Origin of the sequence: Candidatus Nitrosotalea sp. TS (assembly GCF_011319465.1) — an archaeon.
Taxonomy (GTDB): Archaea; Thermoproteota; Nitrososphaeria; order Nitrososphaerales; family Nitrosopumilaceae; genus Nitrosotalea.
The window spans coordinates 1-13,081 of sequence record NZ_RCMB01000019.1; the positions used below are offsets into that span (position 1 = coordinate 1).

At 37.6% G+C, this 13,081-nt stretch carries 17 protein-coding genes and 2 pseudogenes; 6 read left to right on the forward strand and 13 right to left on the reverse strand.

All coding sequences use genetic code 11. The features are described from left to right. From DYY67_RS09030 to alaS, 6 genes and pseudogenes are all read right to left on the reverse strand, one after another. Positions 1–425: NAD(P)/FAD-dependent oxidoreductase (locus tag DYY67_RS09030; protein ID WP_445082581.1), on the reverse strand; the 425-nt coding region annotated here is incomplete at its 3' end. Between the two features lie 53 nt (positions 426–478). Beyond that, on the reverse strand, positions 479–2,239 hold the full coding sequence (locus tag DYY67_RS11170; RefSeq protein ID WP_255493103.1) for a class I tRNA ligase family protein: 1,761 nt from the start codon (positions 2,237–2,239) through the stop codon (positions 479–481). 119 nt (positions 2,240–2,358) lie between these two features. Then, positions 2,359–2,784: a hypothetical protein gene (locus DYY67_RS11175; RefSeq protein WP_338140780.1), complete on the reverse strand. Its 426-nt coding sequence runs from the start codon at positions 2,782–2,784 to the stop codon at positions 2,359–2,361. Between the two features lie 60 nt (positions 2,785–2,844). Further along, positions 2,845–2,943: pseudogene (locus tag DYY67_RS11755) on the reverse strand (hypothetical protein); the annotation flags it as partial. 137 nt (positions 2,944–3,080) lie between these two features. Beyond that, positions 3,081–3,341, reverse strand: coding sequence for a class I tRNA ligase family protein (locus tag DYY67_RS11180; protein WP_255493104.1), 261 nt, complete (start codon positions 3,339–3,341; stop codon positions 3,081–3,083). A gap of 23 nt (positions 3,342–3,364) precedes the next feature. Then, positions 3,365–6,075 (reverse strand): annotated as a pseudogene (gene alaS, locus DYY67_RS09040) (alanine--tRNA ligase). 77 nt (positions 6,076–6,152) lie between these two features. On the opposite strand from alaS, the gene DYY67_RS09045 reads away from it, so the two are divergent. The 3 genes from DYY67_RS09045 (at position 6,153) to DYY67_RS09055 (ending at position 7,752) form a co-directional block, all read left to right on the forward strand. Continuing rightward, positions 6,153–6,665 carry a hypothetical protein gene (locus DYY67_RS09045; RefSeq protein ID WP_166392559.1) on the forward strand — a complete coding sequence of 171 codons (513 nt, stop codon included), beginning with the start codon at positions 6,153–6,155 and terminating at the stop codon, positions 6,663–6,665. Positions 6,666–6,745: 80 nt separating this feature from the next. Further along, positions 6,746–7,045 (forward strand): 50S ribosomal protein P1, encoded by a 300-nt coding sequence (gene rpl12p, locus DYY67_RS09050; RefSeq protein WP_166392560.1) that lies wholly within the window; start codon positions 6,746–6,748, stop codon positions 7,043–7,045. Between the two features lie 71 nt (positions 7,046–7,116). Then, the gene (locus tag DYY67_RS09055; protein ID WP_166392561.1) at positions 7,117–7,752 is read left to right on the forward strand and encodes a trimeric intracellular cation channel family protein; all 636 of its coding nucleotides are present in this window, start codon (positions 7,117–7,119) and stop codon (positions 7,750–7,752) included. Positions 7,753–7,761: 9 nt separating this feature from the next. Here DYY67_RS09055 and DYY67_RS09060 read toward each other — a convergent pair whose 3' ends face one another. Next, the gene (locus tag DYY67_RS09060; RefSeq protein WP_166392562.1) at positions 7,762–8,628 is read right to left on the reverse strand and encodes a 50S ribosomal protein L10; all 867 of its coding nucleotides are present in this window, start codon (positions 8,626–8,628) and stop codon (positions 7,762–7,764) included. Between the two features lies 1 nt (position 8,629). Next, positions 8,630–9,283: a 50S ribosomal protein L1 gene (locus tag DYY67_RS09065; RefSeq protein WP_166392563.1), complete on the reverse strand. Its 654-nt coding sequence runs from the start codon at positions 9,281–9,283 to the stop codon at positions 8,630–8,632. Positions 9,284–9,473: 190 nt separating this feature from the next. Between DYY67_RS09065 and DYY67_RS09070 the strand changes: the two genes are divergently transcribed. Beyond that, positions 9,474–9,908: an Lrp/AsnC family transcriptional regulator gene (locus DYY67_RS09070; RefSeq protein ID WP_166392613.1), complete on the forward strand. Its 435-nt coding sequence runs from the start codon at positions 9,474–9,476 to the stop codon at positions 9,906–9,908. Between the two features lies 1 nt (position 9,909). On the opposite strand, the gene DYY67_RS09075 is transcribed toward DYY67_RS09070, so the two are convergent. Genes DYY67_RS09075 through DYY67_RS09085 form a run of 3 tightly spaced genes read right to left on the reverse strand, consistent with a single transcriptional unit; the run spans position 9,910 to position 11,037 of the window. Then, complete coding sequence (locus tag DYY67_RS09075; RefSeq protein ID WP_166392564.1) at positions 9,910–10,392, reverse strand: 50S ribosomal protein L11; 483 nt, start codon at positions 10,390–10,392, stop codon at positions 9,910–9,912. Between the two features lie 37 nt (positions 10,393–10,429). Next, positions 10,430–10,885 (reverse strand): transcription elongation factor Spt5, encoded by a 456-nt coding sequence (locus tag DYY67_RS09080; RefSeq protein WP_166392565.1) that lies wholly within the window; start codon positions 10,883–10,885, stop codon positions 10,430–10,432. Between the two features lie 2 nt (positions 10,886–10,887). Further along, a complete protein-coding gene (locus DYY67_RS09085) occupies positions 10,888–11,037 on the reverse strand; it encodes a protein translocase SEC61 complex subunit gamma (RefSeq protein ID WP_166392566.1) in 150 nt (49 codons plus the stop codon). Between the two features lie 250 nt (positions 11,038–11,287). Between DYY67_RS09085 and DYY67_RS09090 the strand changes: the two genes are divergently transcribed. Together DYY67_RS09090 and DYY67_RS09095 are read left to right on the forward strand one after the other, a co-directional pair. Beyond that, entirely contained in the window at positions 11,288–11,905 is a 618-nt protein-coding gene (locus DYY67_RS09090; RefSeq protein WP_320416040.1) for a D-aminoacyl-tRNA deacylase, read from the forward strand. Further along, complete coding sequence (locus DYY67_RS09095; RefSeq protein ID WP_166392567.1) at positions 11,880–12,176, forward strand: MGMT family protein; 297 nt, start codon at positions 11,880–11,882, stop codon at positions 12,174–12,176. The genes DYY67_RS09090 and DYY67_RS09095 overlap by 26 nt, the downstream gene beginning before the upstream one ends. Before the next feature lie 2 nt (positions 12,177–12,178). Here DYY67_RS09095 and DYY67_RS09100 read toward each other — a convergent pair whose 3' ends face one another. Both DYY67_RS09100 and DYY67_RS09105 read right to left on the reverse strand, forming a co-directional pair. Next, positions 12,179–12,628, reverse strand: a complete 450-nt coding sequence (locus tag DYY67_RS09100) for a 50S ribosomal protein L19e (RefSeq protein WP_166392568.1) — start codon at positions 12,626–12,628, stop codon at positions 12,179–12,181. Beyond that, positions 12,612–13,013, reverse strand: a complete 402-nt coding sequence (locus DYY67_RS09105; RefSeq protein ID WP_166392569.1) for a 50S ribosomal protein L32e — start codon at positions 13,011–13,013, stop codon at positions 12,612–12,614. The genes DYY67_RS09100 and DYY67_RS09105 overlap by 17 nt, the downstream gene beginning before the upstream one ends. Positions 13,014–13,081 lie beyond the last annotated feature (68 nt).

Sequence of the window (13,081 nt, forward strand, 5' to 3'; positions counted from 1 at the left end):
AAATCCTGAGAAAGTCTTGGGAGATAAGATCTGTGAAAACCTGTGGAATCTATGATTATGTCAAACTCTGATTCCAAGTCTGCAATTTTTGGTGCTGTTCCGTAGTGAATCTTGCAACCTTTTGACATGTCTTTTATCAAACCAATTTTGTTGTACGTGCATAATCCCATCAATTTAATGGTAAATCGCTCGGAGTTGTTCATGCTGATGTACATCTTTTTTCCATCGTGGATAAGATAATCATTAAAGTCAAGATCACATTTTTTTGCAAACTCTTCCATTGGGCCTTTTGTAGTGCCCCAGGCACATATGGAATCATGGTTCTCCTCTGTGGATCTTTCAAAACCGACCACTTCGTGTTGGTTCTTCAATCTTGCAAGAAGATATGCACCAGCGACCCCTATGCCGACAACAGCTATTTTCAAACGAGCTTATACCTAAAATTACCTAATAAAAAGATGTGGCTGCATAAAGTCAATTATTCTATCAGTATGGCAGGCTTGTATGGTCTTGCAGTCCTAGACTTGTTTTTTGGGTCGTATTTGTTTTGATCAGATTCAGAAAAAACCTGAAGGCTTATGCCGTATTCATTTTTTATCAACGATTCTAATTCAGATAACACCTTTATTTCATCAACAAGACCAACTTTGTTTTTAGAATCTCTTTCGTCTTGAGGATTGGATAAAATGTCATTGACTGTTTTTTTGACAAAATCTGGATCTTTTTTTATCTCTTCTGTTTCTTTATCTGATATGAGTAATTTTATCAAATTTCCTATGTTGATATCTCCACTTGTGACTCTTTCTAGAATTTTCTGGTAAGCCTTTGCTTTCCATGGAGCGGCTGTGTATATTGGTAATCTTTCTTTGGGATTCATTTTTGTTACCTTGATTATGTTTCTGATATCACTCAATGTTGCATTGAGAAGAGTCTCCGATTGCACCGAAAGTAAATCAATTTTTGCTTCATCTGGAGTTGGCCAAGACGATTTTGATACCAAATCAAATTTCCAAGCTCTGAACCACATCTCTTCTGACATATACGGAGCAAAGGGTGACATCATTGCAACTCTTGCAGAAAATACTTCATGCAGAATTCCTGAATAGTCTGTTCTATTTTTTGCCTCAACCCGTCTAAGATACCATTGCAAATCAGAGTCAAATTCATATAAAATATGATGAAGGGCTTCCCTTAATCTCATTTTTTGAATCGAAGAAGTTGCTTTAGAAATTAATTGTTGTAAACGGCTTTGAATCCATCTGTCTTCTTGTGTCAAGACAGTATACTTTGCAGTCTTGTATTGTGTGCATTCGTCAAGCATGTTTTCTAGCTTGTTTTTGATACCTCGTACTGCTTCTTGATTGAAATCCGCATCTTGTAATAGTTCTGCAGAAATTAAGATTGCAAGTCTAATAGAGTCTGCACCATGTATTTTGATTGCGTCTCTGAGTGGTATTATATTCCCCATTGACTTTGACATCTTTTTACCGTCCATTAAGACTGAACCATTAACCACTATTTCTTCTGGCCAATACTTTTTTGGAAATATTGCCAAGTGATTAAAAATGAAAAATGTTAGATGGTTTGGTACAAGATCTCTACCTGAATGTCTTGCGTTAACTGGATAGTAATATTGAAATTCTTTTTTAATGCTCTCTAATCTTTCTGGATTTGTTTCTGAATCTGACGAGATTTTTTTCAAATCACCTTTATCAAAAAATACATAATCGAAAAATGAATCTGATATGTGTTCTGCGTTTATCTGGCCTGCATTGACATATTTTGCTATTATGTAATAAGCCATGTAAATGACAGAATCTGACAAACTTTCTATTATCCAATTTTTATCCCAAGGCAATTTGGTTCCAAGCCCGTGTTGTCTAGCGCAAGCCCTCTCTTTGAGCCAATCCACAACATGATTGAATTCATTTCTGATCTCTTCTGGGAGTATCTTCATCTCATTTATCCAAGAATGAACCTTTTCTTTCCACTCTGGGTTTGAATAATTGAGAAACCACTGATTATCCAAAAGCTTGACCACACATTCAGCACCGCATCTGCATCTTACAGGACTCTCATTGAGTTCGTACAGGATGTCTGCATTACCGCTCTCAAGAATCCATTTTTTAACATCTTCTTTTGCATCAGTAACTGTTTTCTGCGCAAATTTGCCAGTGTTTTGTTTGAGTTTGCCACCGTAGAATTCTTTTGCATAAAGTTCCTTTGTAGCCTCCTCCAACTTTGGATTATTCCTGACTATCTATGCCAAACTTTTCAATTATGTCTCTTGCTGGAATATTGCCATATCCTTCTGTCTCAATTATGGAAATGGGTTTGATTTCTGAAAGAGAGGGTAAGTTAGTGATATTTTCCTGTATTTTTTTTCAGATCTTCTAACGCCTGATAATCAAATGGTGCGTGAGCAGGTACTGACATTACAATACCTGTGCCATTATCACTTTCTACAAACGTTGCAGGCAATATGAATACCTCATCACCTCTTTCTGGAATTTTGACTTTTTTGCCTACCAGTTCAATTCCTGTTATGTTTCCAGTTTTTGTTACCTTCTTATTTAGAAATCCCAATTTTGTCGCACATTCTGAGCTAACTATCCACTCTTCGTTGTCGACTTTTGCAATCTCATAATTGGTATCAGGGTTTACCCAGAGATTAGTTACACCAAATATTGTCTCTGGACGTAGCGTGGCAGTTGGCAAAATGTAGTTATCATATCTGAATTTGATGATGGTGTATTCTGTAAAGCTTGGTTCTACATCGCCCAAAGTATCATGCTGAGAGACAGGGTTTTGATCTTTTGGACACCACCCTACTGGATGTGTTCCTTGAATAACAAGACCGTATTCCTTTAATTTTTTAAACTGCCACTCTATGAATTTGTTGTAAAAGGGATCTATGGTAGTGAATTCACGTCTCCAGTCTATGGAAGTATCCCATCTCTATCATGCCCTCCTTAATCTCTTGATGGAAATAATCTGCAATTTTTACAGGCTCTGAGAACTCTTTTATTTTTTCGTCAGGAACTTTGTATAATGTTCTGAATGCCTCAATAAGCTCCTTGTCATTTTCTTGCTACTCTTCTGGACATGCCAAGTATTGGAGTTCCAGTGTAATGGAAACCCATTGGAAATAACACGTTATATCCTAACATTCGCATGAATCTTGCATGGACATCAGCCAACGTGTATGTTCTACCATGTCCTATGTGTTGTGGTGAATTAGGATAAGGATATGCTACTGTAACAAAGAATTTTTTTCTTGCATCAGGATCGCTTTCAAATTGTTTTTCTGCATACCATCTTTGTCTCCACTTTTTCTTCAATCGATTTCCAATCCATTGTTTTGTCACTTTCCAAGAATGAATTGCTCAGCAGCAAGAAGTGCGTCTTTTATCTTAAGCATGTCTTTTCCGCCTCCCTGACCAAATGTGTCTTTTCCACCGCCTGAACCTCCGAGTATTTTGGCTACGTCTTTGACTAGATCTCCAGCTTTCTTAGTATTTACAGCATCTATGCCGGAGAATGCCACTATGCGAATTGAGCCATTTTTTATAATCAGAGCACAGTAGATGAGGGATTTATCAAGATTGACTGCTTGTTCACCGACTGCTATGTGATATTCGTCGTCAAGTTCTTCTTCGACTGTGATAAATAACTTGACTCTTCCAAGAATTTTTGCTTGAGCGATTGCAGACTTTGCAGAAGATTCTGCGGTTCTTTTCACTATTTGTTTGACCTTCTTTTTTGCGTCCTCTCCCGTCTTTGACAACATGTTCAAATGATTCTAGAACTTTTTCCTTGCTTGAACCAAGGGATTTTACAATCTGTGATATTTTCTTATCTTGATTCTGTGTATACTTGAGCGCTGCCTCTCCAGAAACAAATTCCAATCTGACCACCCCGTCTTGAATCCTTTCTGCTTTTGTAATTTTGATTAGGCCCAATTCGCCTGTTTTATTGACATGGGTTCCACCACATGCTTCAACGTCAAGGCCCTTCTATGTTTACAATTCTGACTAATTTTACCGGCACAACTCCGCCTTGATATATTCTAAATCCATATTTCTGCTCTGCCTCTCCACGTTCAAATTCCTTGATAAGAATTGGTATATCTTTTCGAATCGTAAGATTTGCAAGGTCTTCTATCTTCATTATCTCCTCTTCTGTGAGGTTTGAATGGTGAGTAATGTCAAGTCTGGCATAATCTTGTTCCTTGAATGCTGAATGTTGCCAGATCCAAGAACCCAAAGTGTTTCTTGCAGATGCGTTAAGAACATGAGTACTTGTATGATGTCGTGTTATACCATAACGTCTGGCAGAATCTATCTTGCATTTTACAATTTCTCCCTCCCAGTGGGGCTCCTCCTCTTGTTTCATGAATTACAATATTGCCATGTTTATTCACATCGACAACATCATAATTTCCAATTTTACCATGATCTGGTTCTTGACCTCCTCCTCTTGGATAAAATAATGTTTGATCAAGTATGACATGCTTTCCATCTAAGACTTTGAGCACTCTTGGCTTCGAATTCATGTGGTTCCTCTTTATAATATAGTAAATCTGTGTCTGGAATTCTATCCAAATTCAATTGTACCGTTTTTTCAGTCTTCTCCGATTGATGCAAATCAGATAATTTCTCGTAAAATGTAGATGGAATCTCTGAAATGATCTGTGTTTCTTTTAGAAAATCAGGCGTTATAGCCGTCAGACTCGTACAGTCGAATCAAGTCATCTACAGATAATTTCTTGTTTTGTGATTTTAACATGTTTGAAATGTTTGTCATTCTAACCCGTGATTCCTTATAACGATCCTTTTCAATCCTAACTATTGTTTTTACATCCTTTCTAGTTTCCTCAAGCTCGCGGTATGTGGATTTTAGGTAATCTACATGAAGGTCTATTAGATCATCAAGATCAAAATTCCAACCAAATCTATCCATTGTTGCCAGAGTGCGTCTCAGTAGCATTCTTAGATTGTATCCTCCACCTACATTACTTGGCAATGCACCGTCTGATATCGCAAATATCAGAGTTCTTAGATGGTCTGCAATGAGGTAGATTCCCTCTAATGGGGAGATGATTTTGTCCATTTTCACATTATCGATTCCTACCGCTAACGCAGCACTTTTTCTTGCTATTGATATGTCTGAAGACTCGGATAATGTCTTGGCAATAGCTCTGAAATATTTTGATATAATGTCAGAATCCGAGTCTATGCCTATCTTTTCTATCATGTGTTTTGTTATGGGCCCAAAACAGCAATCATAGGCAGTTGGAGTTCCCATCGTAATCCACGCAAATCGTTCAAGGCCTGCTCCCATGTCTATGATTTTTTGGTCTAACACAGAATAGTTTTCCAAATCTCCCTGAAATTCAGTAAACACTGCATTTCCAAGTTCCAGTCCTCGTACAAAATATTCTAGTGATGATCCAAATGAGCCTCCACCAGCCCATACATCTTCAACAAAAACTATCTCTTCTTTGTTAATTCCAAATTTGTCAGTAAGTAGTCTAAAATCAAGTTCAACACATTTGTCCTTCCAATAACCTTGTGAGTTTGGTATGCTGTGTTGACCAATCATGCAAAAACTTGAAAAATGTCTGCCTGTTACTCCAACGTTTTCTATGTCTTTGAATCTAAGACATGTTTGTGGCACAACCAAAGGATTTGCTGGAAATTCAAAGACTACCTTGGAACCCATTACTCTCTGAAAATCAACTATTGAAGCAATTGTAAAATAAAGATCATCTCTCCATCTGCATACTACTGGATATCTGCTCACTGACTTGTGTCCATTATCTACAAAAAAAGATTCGACTTCCTTCCAAGCTTGTGTGTAATCAAATCTTTTCCTGGTGGGAGGATCCCCTATGAAGGAATAACTATTTTCTATATGATCAGGACAAAGATTCTGTCCGTCATTTAATACCCAGAAATATCGACCACACTTGGAACAAGACTTTCTCTTGAATCCTTCCTTCTCAAAAAGCTCCACCTTGTAATACCTATTAGGGTCCGATGAAAACTTGGCAAGAATCTGACCCTTGTCCATTTCACAAGTTTTTGTCCTGATGGATATTAAGCATTCTGAAGCAACACATTAAATATGATCTTTTTTGAGAATTTCTTATGTTCGTATTTGAAAAGAAGGGCTGGAAAGAGGGAGACTATGTTTTTGCTTCCAAGCAAAATGGCGATTATAAAGACATTGTAGTAGGTATCGTAACAGGAATAGAAAATTCAAAAATTGGAGTAAATGGTATCATGATAAATCCAGTTGGTCTGAAGAACAAGGTTTCTCAAGGAAAGGCAGGTCCGCAATCAGAACAGATACTGAAAGATCCTACCTCAAAAGAGATCATCTTTGCCTTAATTTACAGAGTTGAACATGATAACTTTACGGGAATTTTTGATACAAGTACTGACTATGTGGAAAAACTACACAAAAACATTTACGGTATTATCACTGGATGGGTCAGAGAATCCGTTCCAGAGTTGATAAACAATGTACTTTCTTTACCTGATGGACCAGATAAGGATCAGGCAAAAAGGGTTTTGAAGCAAAGGATGGATACGCTATATGATAAAGACCTCAAGCGATACATGTATTCTATTTGTAGAAGTCTTAAGATCCTCAATTAGCTAATTCACTGCACGGGATATTTTTTGTAAGCGAGAATCTCCATAGTTTTATATTATGGCTCTTGCAAATTTCGTTTACAATGGAATATGTATACGCTGCATTGCTTTTGCACAAGGAAAAGAAGGAAATCAATGAGGCAAATATATCTAGTATAATCAAGGCCTCAGGAGCTACAGTAAATGAAGCTCAAGTAAAAGCACTCATAGCAGCACTCGCTGATGTGGACATTGAAGAGGCAATCAAAGCTGCACCAGTTGCAGTCGCAGCCGCACCAGCAGCAGCCGCAGGTGGTGCAAAAGAAGAAAAGAAAGAGGCTGAGGTACCGGCTGCAAAGACTGAAGAGCAGGCAATGGAAGGCCTTTCAGCACTGTTCGGTTAAATCTGTTATTTCTATTTCCTTTTTTGTAATTTTCTAAAGATTATTTACTATCTTATCTAATACCTTGTAATTTGATAGATCTCTCATTGTCTGTTCAGGCTACCGTTCTTGCCTTGGATCTTTTTGGAACTATGGCTTTTGCTGTTACTGGTGCATTCAAGGCAATTGAACACAAAGCTGACATTGTTGGCATCATTATTCTTGCAACAATAACTGGTGTAGCTGGAGGGACTCTAAGAGATATAGTGATGGGGCATTTTCCGCCGCATTCCATATCTGATCCTTATTACGTGATCATAACTGTAACAACTGGTTTTGTCATATTCTTTCTATATAAAAAAATACAAAAACACTGGAATCTATTTTTAAAATTTGATGCAATAGGACTTGGTGTTTTTACTGCTATTGGTGCAACATTTGCATACGAAGCCTATGGTATGAATTTCCTTGCTATTGCTATGGCAGGTATGGTAACTGCTATTGGGGGTGGAATCTTGCGAGACATGTTCGTAAATGAAGTGCCTATGGTATTTGTAAAAGAGCTTTATGCCTCTGCAAGTTTCTTGGGAGTCTTGGTTTTCTATATTGTACTCAGTATTGATTCCAATCTGGGGATTGCAACCATAGCCTCCATTGTGGTTACAACTGTGCTCAGACTTGTAGCCATGAAACACAACTGGAATTTACCAAAGGCACGTGAAAAGTAAATTTCTTGTTTACTGTGAGGTGTAGTTCTTTAGCTTGCCTGTCAGTGCAGTGGCTTGGGCGTGAGCTTTCTGAAGTGTCTGCTTCTTTGTTTCTTCAGTAAGATAGCCTGATTCTGTAGCAAGTGATCTGGCATGTTGTGCAGCTCTCGCAAGAATTGCACTGACGTTTTCTTTTGTGATATAGCCTATCTCAATAGATAGCGACATTGCTTCTTGGTGTGCTTTTGCAAACGCCTCTCTGTATTTTTCTACGTCAATTAACAGCTCTTCTTGATTGTATACTATATTTTCCTCCATAGCTGCGTTTAGAATAATTCCTGCCTCTACCGGTTTGACATCAAGCTTGCTAAGAAGGGTTGCAAGTTTTGTAGAAATTACATCACCTTTCTTTGCAGCTGTAGAATCTTTAGTTATCCAGACTGTTCCTTGATCAATCTTTGTAGCAACTCCAGCCTCCTTAAAGTCAGTAAGGATTGGACCTGGAGTTATTCCTGTGTTACCTGCCTTTATTATGACATCTATGCTTGCTTTGTCTCCACCTCTTGCTGCTAACATTATCTTGTTTTTTCCAAGTAGGATGTTTAGTTTGTGTGGACTCATGTTTGTGAACATTAAGACACATTGGCCAACTAGCTTGTCGATCATCTTTTCAATAGCAGGCATTTTCAGTGTTGCAAGCGCTTTTTGTGCTACCTTGTCTTTAATGCTGATAATCTCAACATCATTTTTGAATTTCTTTCTTAGTGGTAATAGCTGGGAAGATCTAACCTTTTCCATTCGCACTAGTGCTACTACTTTGTATTTTTTTGGAAGTTCCTGAACCTGTTGATACATCTGTGCTTTCTTTTGAGGATATTTTGTTCTGTTTTGATGCATCTTACTTTGCTACCGCCTGTGGTTTGATTGTTTTACCCATTGTGGTTTTTACCATGACTTTTTTGATGTTTCTATCACCGCTTGGAAGTTTTTTCTCAATGGTGCTGATCACTGCATTTGCGTTAGCAGCTAAATCATCATCTGCCATGGATTCATCGCCTATCTTGCATGCTAGTGAAAGAGAATTTCTTAGTCTTACTCTTATTGAAGATCTGAATCTTTCCAATATTGCATCTATGGGTGCATTAAATGGTACTGGAGTAGGCATTTTTCCTCTGGGACCCATGAATTGACCTAATGTCTTACCAACATTAGCCATGAGTTGAGTATCTGCAAGAAAGAAATCATATCCATTAATCAGCTTGCGAGATTCTCTTTTGTTTGTGCCAATTTGCGTCAGCTGTGTTCCGTCTACAACCTTGTCAGCATTTGCATTTTTGGCCTTTAGTCCAAGATCGCCTGAAGCAATCACGCATACTGATGCTGGTTGGTTTAATTTTTTGGGTAACTGGACTGTCTCATTGATGGCAAATCCTTTCTTAACGTCAATATCCTTGAAGACCATGATTAGCTCTAGAGATTGCTTGAATTTTCTCTCCTTTTGGTTCTTTTTAGCTTCGACTATCATCTGTGATATCTGGGACTCGTTGATCATTACGAAAGAACTTCCTGAATGCCTATTTAAAATCGTTTAGTGACAGAATTCTTCGGGAATGGCCTATATCTAAAAATTTCATTTTATAGAATTTAAGTTGTAAGAACATCAGATTTCGACAATAGAACTTACATTTATTAAATAGTAACAAAAAGTAGTCGCAAACTTGCACAAATTTGATGAACTAGATATGAAAATAATTACCGAACTTGCTCGAGACGGTAATATTTCTGTACCAAACCTTTCAAAAAAACTAGGAATAAACACATCTGTACTGTATAGTAGAATCAAAAGGCTCATCAAAAAGAAGCTGATAAAGAAGTTTACCATAGTTGTAGATGAATCCCTCATAGGCATTGGTGTAAGGGCTACAATGGGAATCAACAGAGACCCAAAGCTAAAGGATCAGATTCACAAATCCCTTATGAAAACACCTGAAGTTATAGAGATATCAGAAGTTACAGGTAGGTTTGATATTCTGATTACTTTGAGGGCAACGAATTTAGAAGAATTACACACTGTAGCAATTGAAAAAATTGGAAAGATAGAAGGAATACAAAATACTGAAACTTTTGTAGAGCTCCAGAGGACAGACAAAGATTCGGTATATTCTATAACTGAATAATTTACTTGAATTTTTCTTCCCACTTGCCTGCATCAATTTCTGCAGTTACTTCTTTGGGGTTCTTTCCATCTACCTTTATTCCAAGTGACAAGCATGTTCCTATGACTTCTTTTGCAGCAGCTTTGAAGTCTATTGCATAGGAGGAATCGATTTTAAGTTTTGCAACCTTTACGGCAGAATCTATAGTGATATCTCCAACCCATGTGGCACCTGATGTTCCTGATCCTTTTTGAAGTCCTGCTTCTTTCAAAATTAGAGCAGATGCAGAAGGAATTCCTACCTCAACTGACCATTTCTTGGTTTTTTTATCTACGGTAACAGTAACTGGAACCTTCATTCCTTCAAAGTCCTTTGTTTTTTCGTTGATTGCAGTAACTATCTGTAAAATGTTTACACCCAATGGTCCTAACGTAGGTCCTAATGGTGGACCAGCGCTTGCTTGACCGCCTGTTACAAGTGCAGAAACAGTTTGAACATCTGTCATGATTTCTTTTCCCTCTTTACTGTAAATTTAATCCTTACTACTGTGATGATGGTTTTAGATAGTTTGCATCTACAGTTACTGGTAGCTGATAAGGTGCATCAAGCAAAATAACTGTTGCCTCTTCTTTATCGTGATCAATTCTGGTAATTGTGGCCTTCATACCTTTGAAAGGACCTCCAATTATCTCAACTATTTGATCAACTGAAAGTTCTGACACTGTAGATTTCTTAACCAGGTATCCTTCAATATCCTTGAATTGTAATTCTCCTCTAAGTTGGCCTCTGATGTGTCTCATTCCTTGCAAGGCATCAAATGCAGCGTTTGCATCAATTGCTTCTAGTACAACATATCCCTTTAGGTTCTCTAGTAGCAAAACAGATTGTATGTTTAGCTTCTTTAACTTGATTCGATTGTCCAAAAGACCAAGTACTACCTTTTCCTGACCTCCTGTGGTCCTAACTGCAAAAAAGTGAGATTTTATTTCTTGTGTCATTCTTATCTGTGTCCTAAATTGATTACTGCAAATGTAAATTGTATTACAAACCCAATACCGCCAATACCAGCTATGCCTAGAAGCACTAATCGTAAATGTTGCATATAGTCGTCTTTGTCTGACTTTCTGGCAAGCTTGATAGTGTTTGCCATATCCTTCAACATTTGTCTTGGGTTAACCAATGAAGGAAGTTAATAAAGTGTCCTTATAATTCTTATTTTATGCAGTTACTCGTAGCATACCAATCTGATCCTGCTGGATCTAACATGGCGTCTTACATTGTACAAGATATGCAAAAACAAGAAGACATCTATCGATGGAAAAAATTTTGATCTTGTTGTGATTTCTACTCCTGCGATATCTGCTGATTGGATTGAAGAAAAATATCAATATGACAGTTACGTGTTTCTATCAAAACACGCTTCTGAAAGCGGTACTCTTGCACTCACTTGTCATAGCACTGGAAATTTTTCTGAAGCACAATTTGGTGGCTTCCCTAGACAAATAGCAATACCTCACCCTCATCTTCAAAAATCATACATGAAACATTTGTGGACAAAAAGAAATAATTTTTCAAAATTTGAGATTACTATTGAAGCTACTCATCACGGACCGACTGCTTTGAATAAACCTACTCTGTTCATTGAAATTGGAACCACACAAAAGGAATGGAATGACAAGAAACTCTGTGAAAATGTGGCTAAAATAATAGTAGAAGAAGTTTGCAAAGAACCTGAAAAACACAAAGTTGCGATATGTTTTGGTGGTACGCATTATCCAAAAAAATTCAACAAAGAACTGATTGAAGGCGAATTTGCTCTTGGAACTGTTATACCAAAACATGCCTTAGATAATTTGGATGGTGCACTCTTTTCTCATATATTGGACCGAAATAAAGAAGCCAAGTACGCTCTTGTGGATTGGAGAGGCCTTGGAAAAAATAAACAAAAAGTAATTAATCTTATACAGACCACTAATCTAGAGATGATAAAATTTGAATCTCGAGGAAAAAGTCTATAAAAAATTACTGGAAGTCCCAAAAGGCCAAGTTACAACATATGGCGAGCTTGCAAAGGCCGTTGGACTAAAAAATGGTCAAAGGCTAATTGGAAGAATCATGAACAAAAATCCCTATCCTGTGATAGTTCCATGTCATAGGGTTGTCATGTCAAGCGGAAAAGTGGGGGGATATGCGTGGGGTGAAAAAATAAAGACCAATATGCTTGCAAAAGAAGGGATAAAAATCAAGGATGGAAAAATCGATGATCCTAAAATAATTCACAGGTTTTAATCTTATTTCTTAGAACGAACTTCTGCTATCAAGCTTCTCAAGTGAGCAAGGTTTCTCACTTGATTTCCATTTACCTGTTTGTACAAGTTCCAGTAAGATTCATTCGGGATTTCTTTTCTTGCTTTTGATACTTTAAGCTGATGGCGCATTGCTCTGATCCTCTTTACGTATACTTCCTTCTTTCCAACTCTTGCTCCTCTGCTACCTTTTCTTGATCCATGTTTGGTGCCGCGCTTCTTTCGTTGGGCTTTCTTAAAGTGAGCTCTTCCTTTGGAAGTACCCTTGATTGGTTTTATCTCTATAACATTTGCAGTTATCAAACTTCGTATGTTGTCACGGGTGATGGCATCAGCAACATCATCTAGATAAGTTGGATCAAACTTTACTCTGTCAAGACCCACTCCAAGAATTCTGGAGACTAGCTGTCTCTTTGTTTTAAGATTTACTACCACTTGTTGACACTCTCGCGTTGAAAACCTTGAAGTTCATTTCTTTTGCCTTGACGATGATCTCAAGTCTCTTCTTCTGTCCTACGCCATGGGCAAACCTAATACCGTCAGTTTTAGGATTAAGTTTTTCTAAATCTTTCAAGTTGTGAACTAAATTATCAGTATAACCGGATGGATGGAGCCCTCTTGCGATTCTAGGTCCACCATAACCTATCTTTACAAGTGATGGCCAGCCTTTCTTTTGTTTTCGTTGATGATTATCCATTCCCTTTGGTTTTCTCCACGAAGCAGAAAGCCTGGCATATCTCCAACTTTCCTGTCTAACAAAGCTAGGCTTGTTCTGTGTTACTTTTTTCCTAAGTTCTAAGGCTTCTTTATTGATCGGCATGTAACGGTTTCTGCTTGAATTTTACAATAAATACGTTTCTTGATGGGGACATACATGATCCGAAGAGA

Excerpts from the sequence above, each read along its gene's own strand:
- DYY67_RS09045 (WP_166392559.1), top strand. The coding sequence starts at position 6,153 with ATGTTCGTATTTGAAAAGAAGGGCTGGAAAGAGGGAGACTATGTTTTT.
- rpl12p (WP_166392560.1), top strand. The coding sequence starts at position 6,746 with ATGGAATATGTATACGCTGCATTGCTTTTGCACAAGGAAAAGAAGGAA.
- DYY67_RS09060 (WP_166392562.1), bottom strand. The coding sequence starts at position 8,628 with ATGCATCAAAACAGAACAAAATATCCTCAAAAGAAAGCACAGATGTAT.
- DYY67_RS09065 (WP_166392563.1), bottom strand. The coding sequence starts at position 9,283 with ATGATCAACGAGTCCCAGATATCACAGATGATAGTCGAAGCTAAAAAG.
- DYY67_RS09070 (WP_166392613.1), top strand. The coding sequence starts at position 9,474 with ATGAAAATAATTACCGAACTTGCTCGAGACGGTAATATTTCTGTACCA.
- DYY67_RS09075 (WP_166392564.1), bottom strand. The coding sequence starts at position 10,392 with ATGACAGATGTTCAAACTGTTTCTGCACTTGTAACAGGCGGTCAAGCA.
- DYY67_RS09080 (WP_166392565.1), bottom strand. The coding sequence starts at position 10,885 with ATGACACAAGAAATAAAATCTCACTTTTTTGCAGTTAGGACCACAGGA.
- DYY67_RS09085 (WP_166392566.1), bottom strand. The coding sequence starts at position 11,037 with ATGGCAAACACTATCAAGCTTGCCAGAAAGTCAGACAAAGACGACTAT.
- DYY67_RS09105 (WP_166392569.1), bottom strand. The coding sequence starts at position 13,013 with ATGCCGATCAATAAAGAAGCCTTAGAACTTAGGAAAAAAGTAACACAG.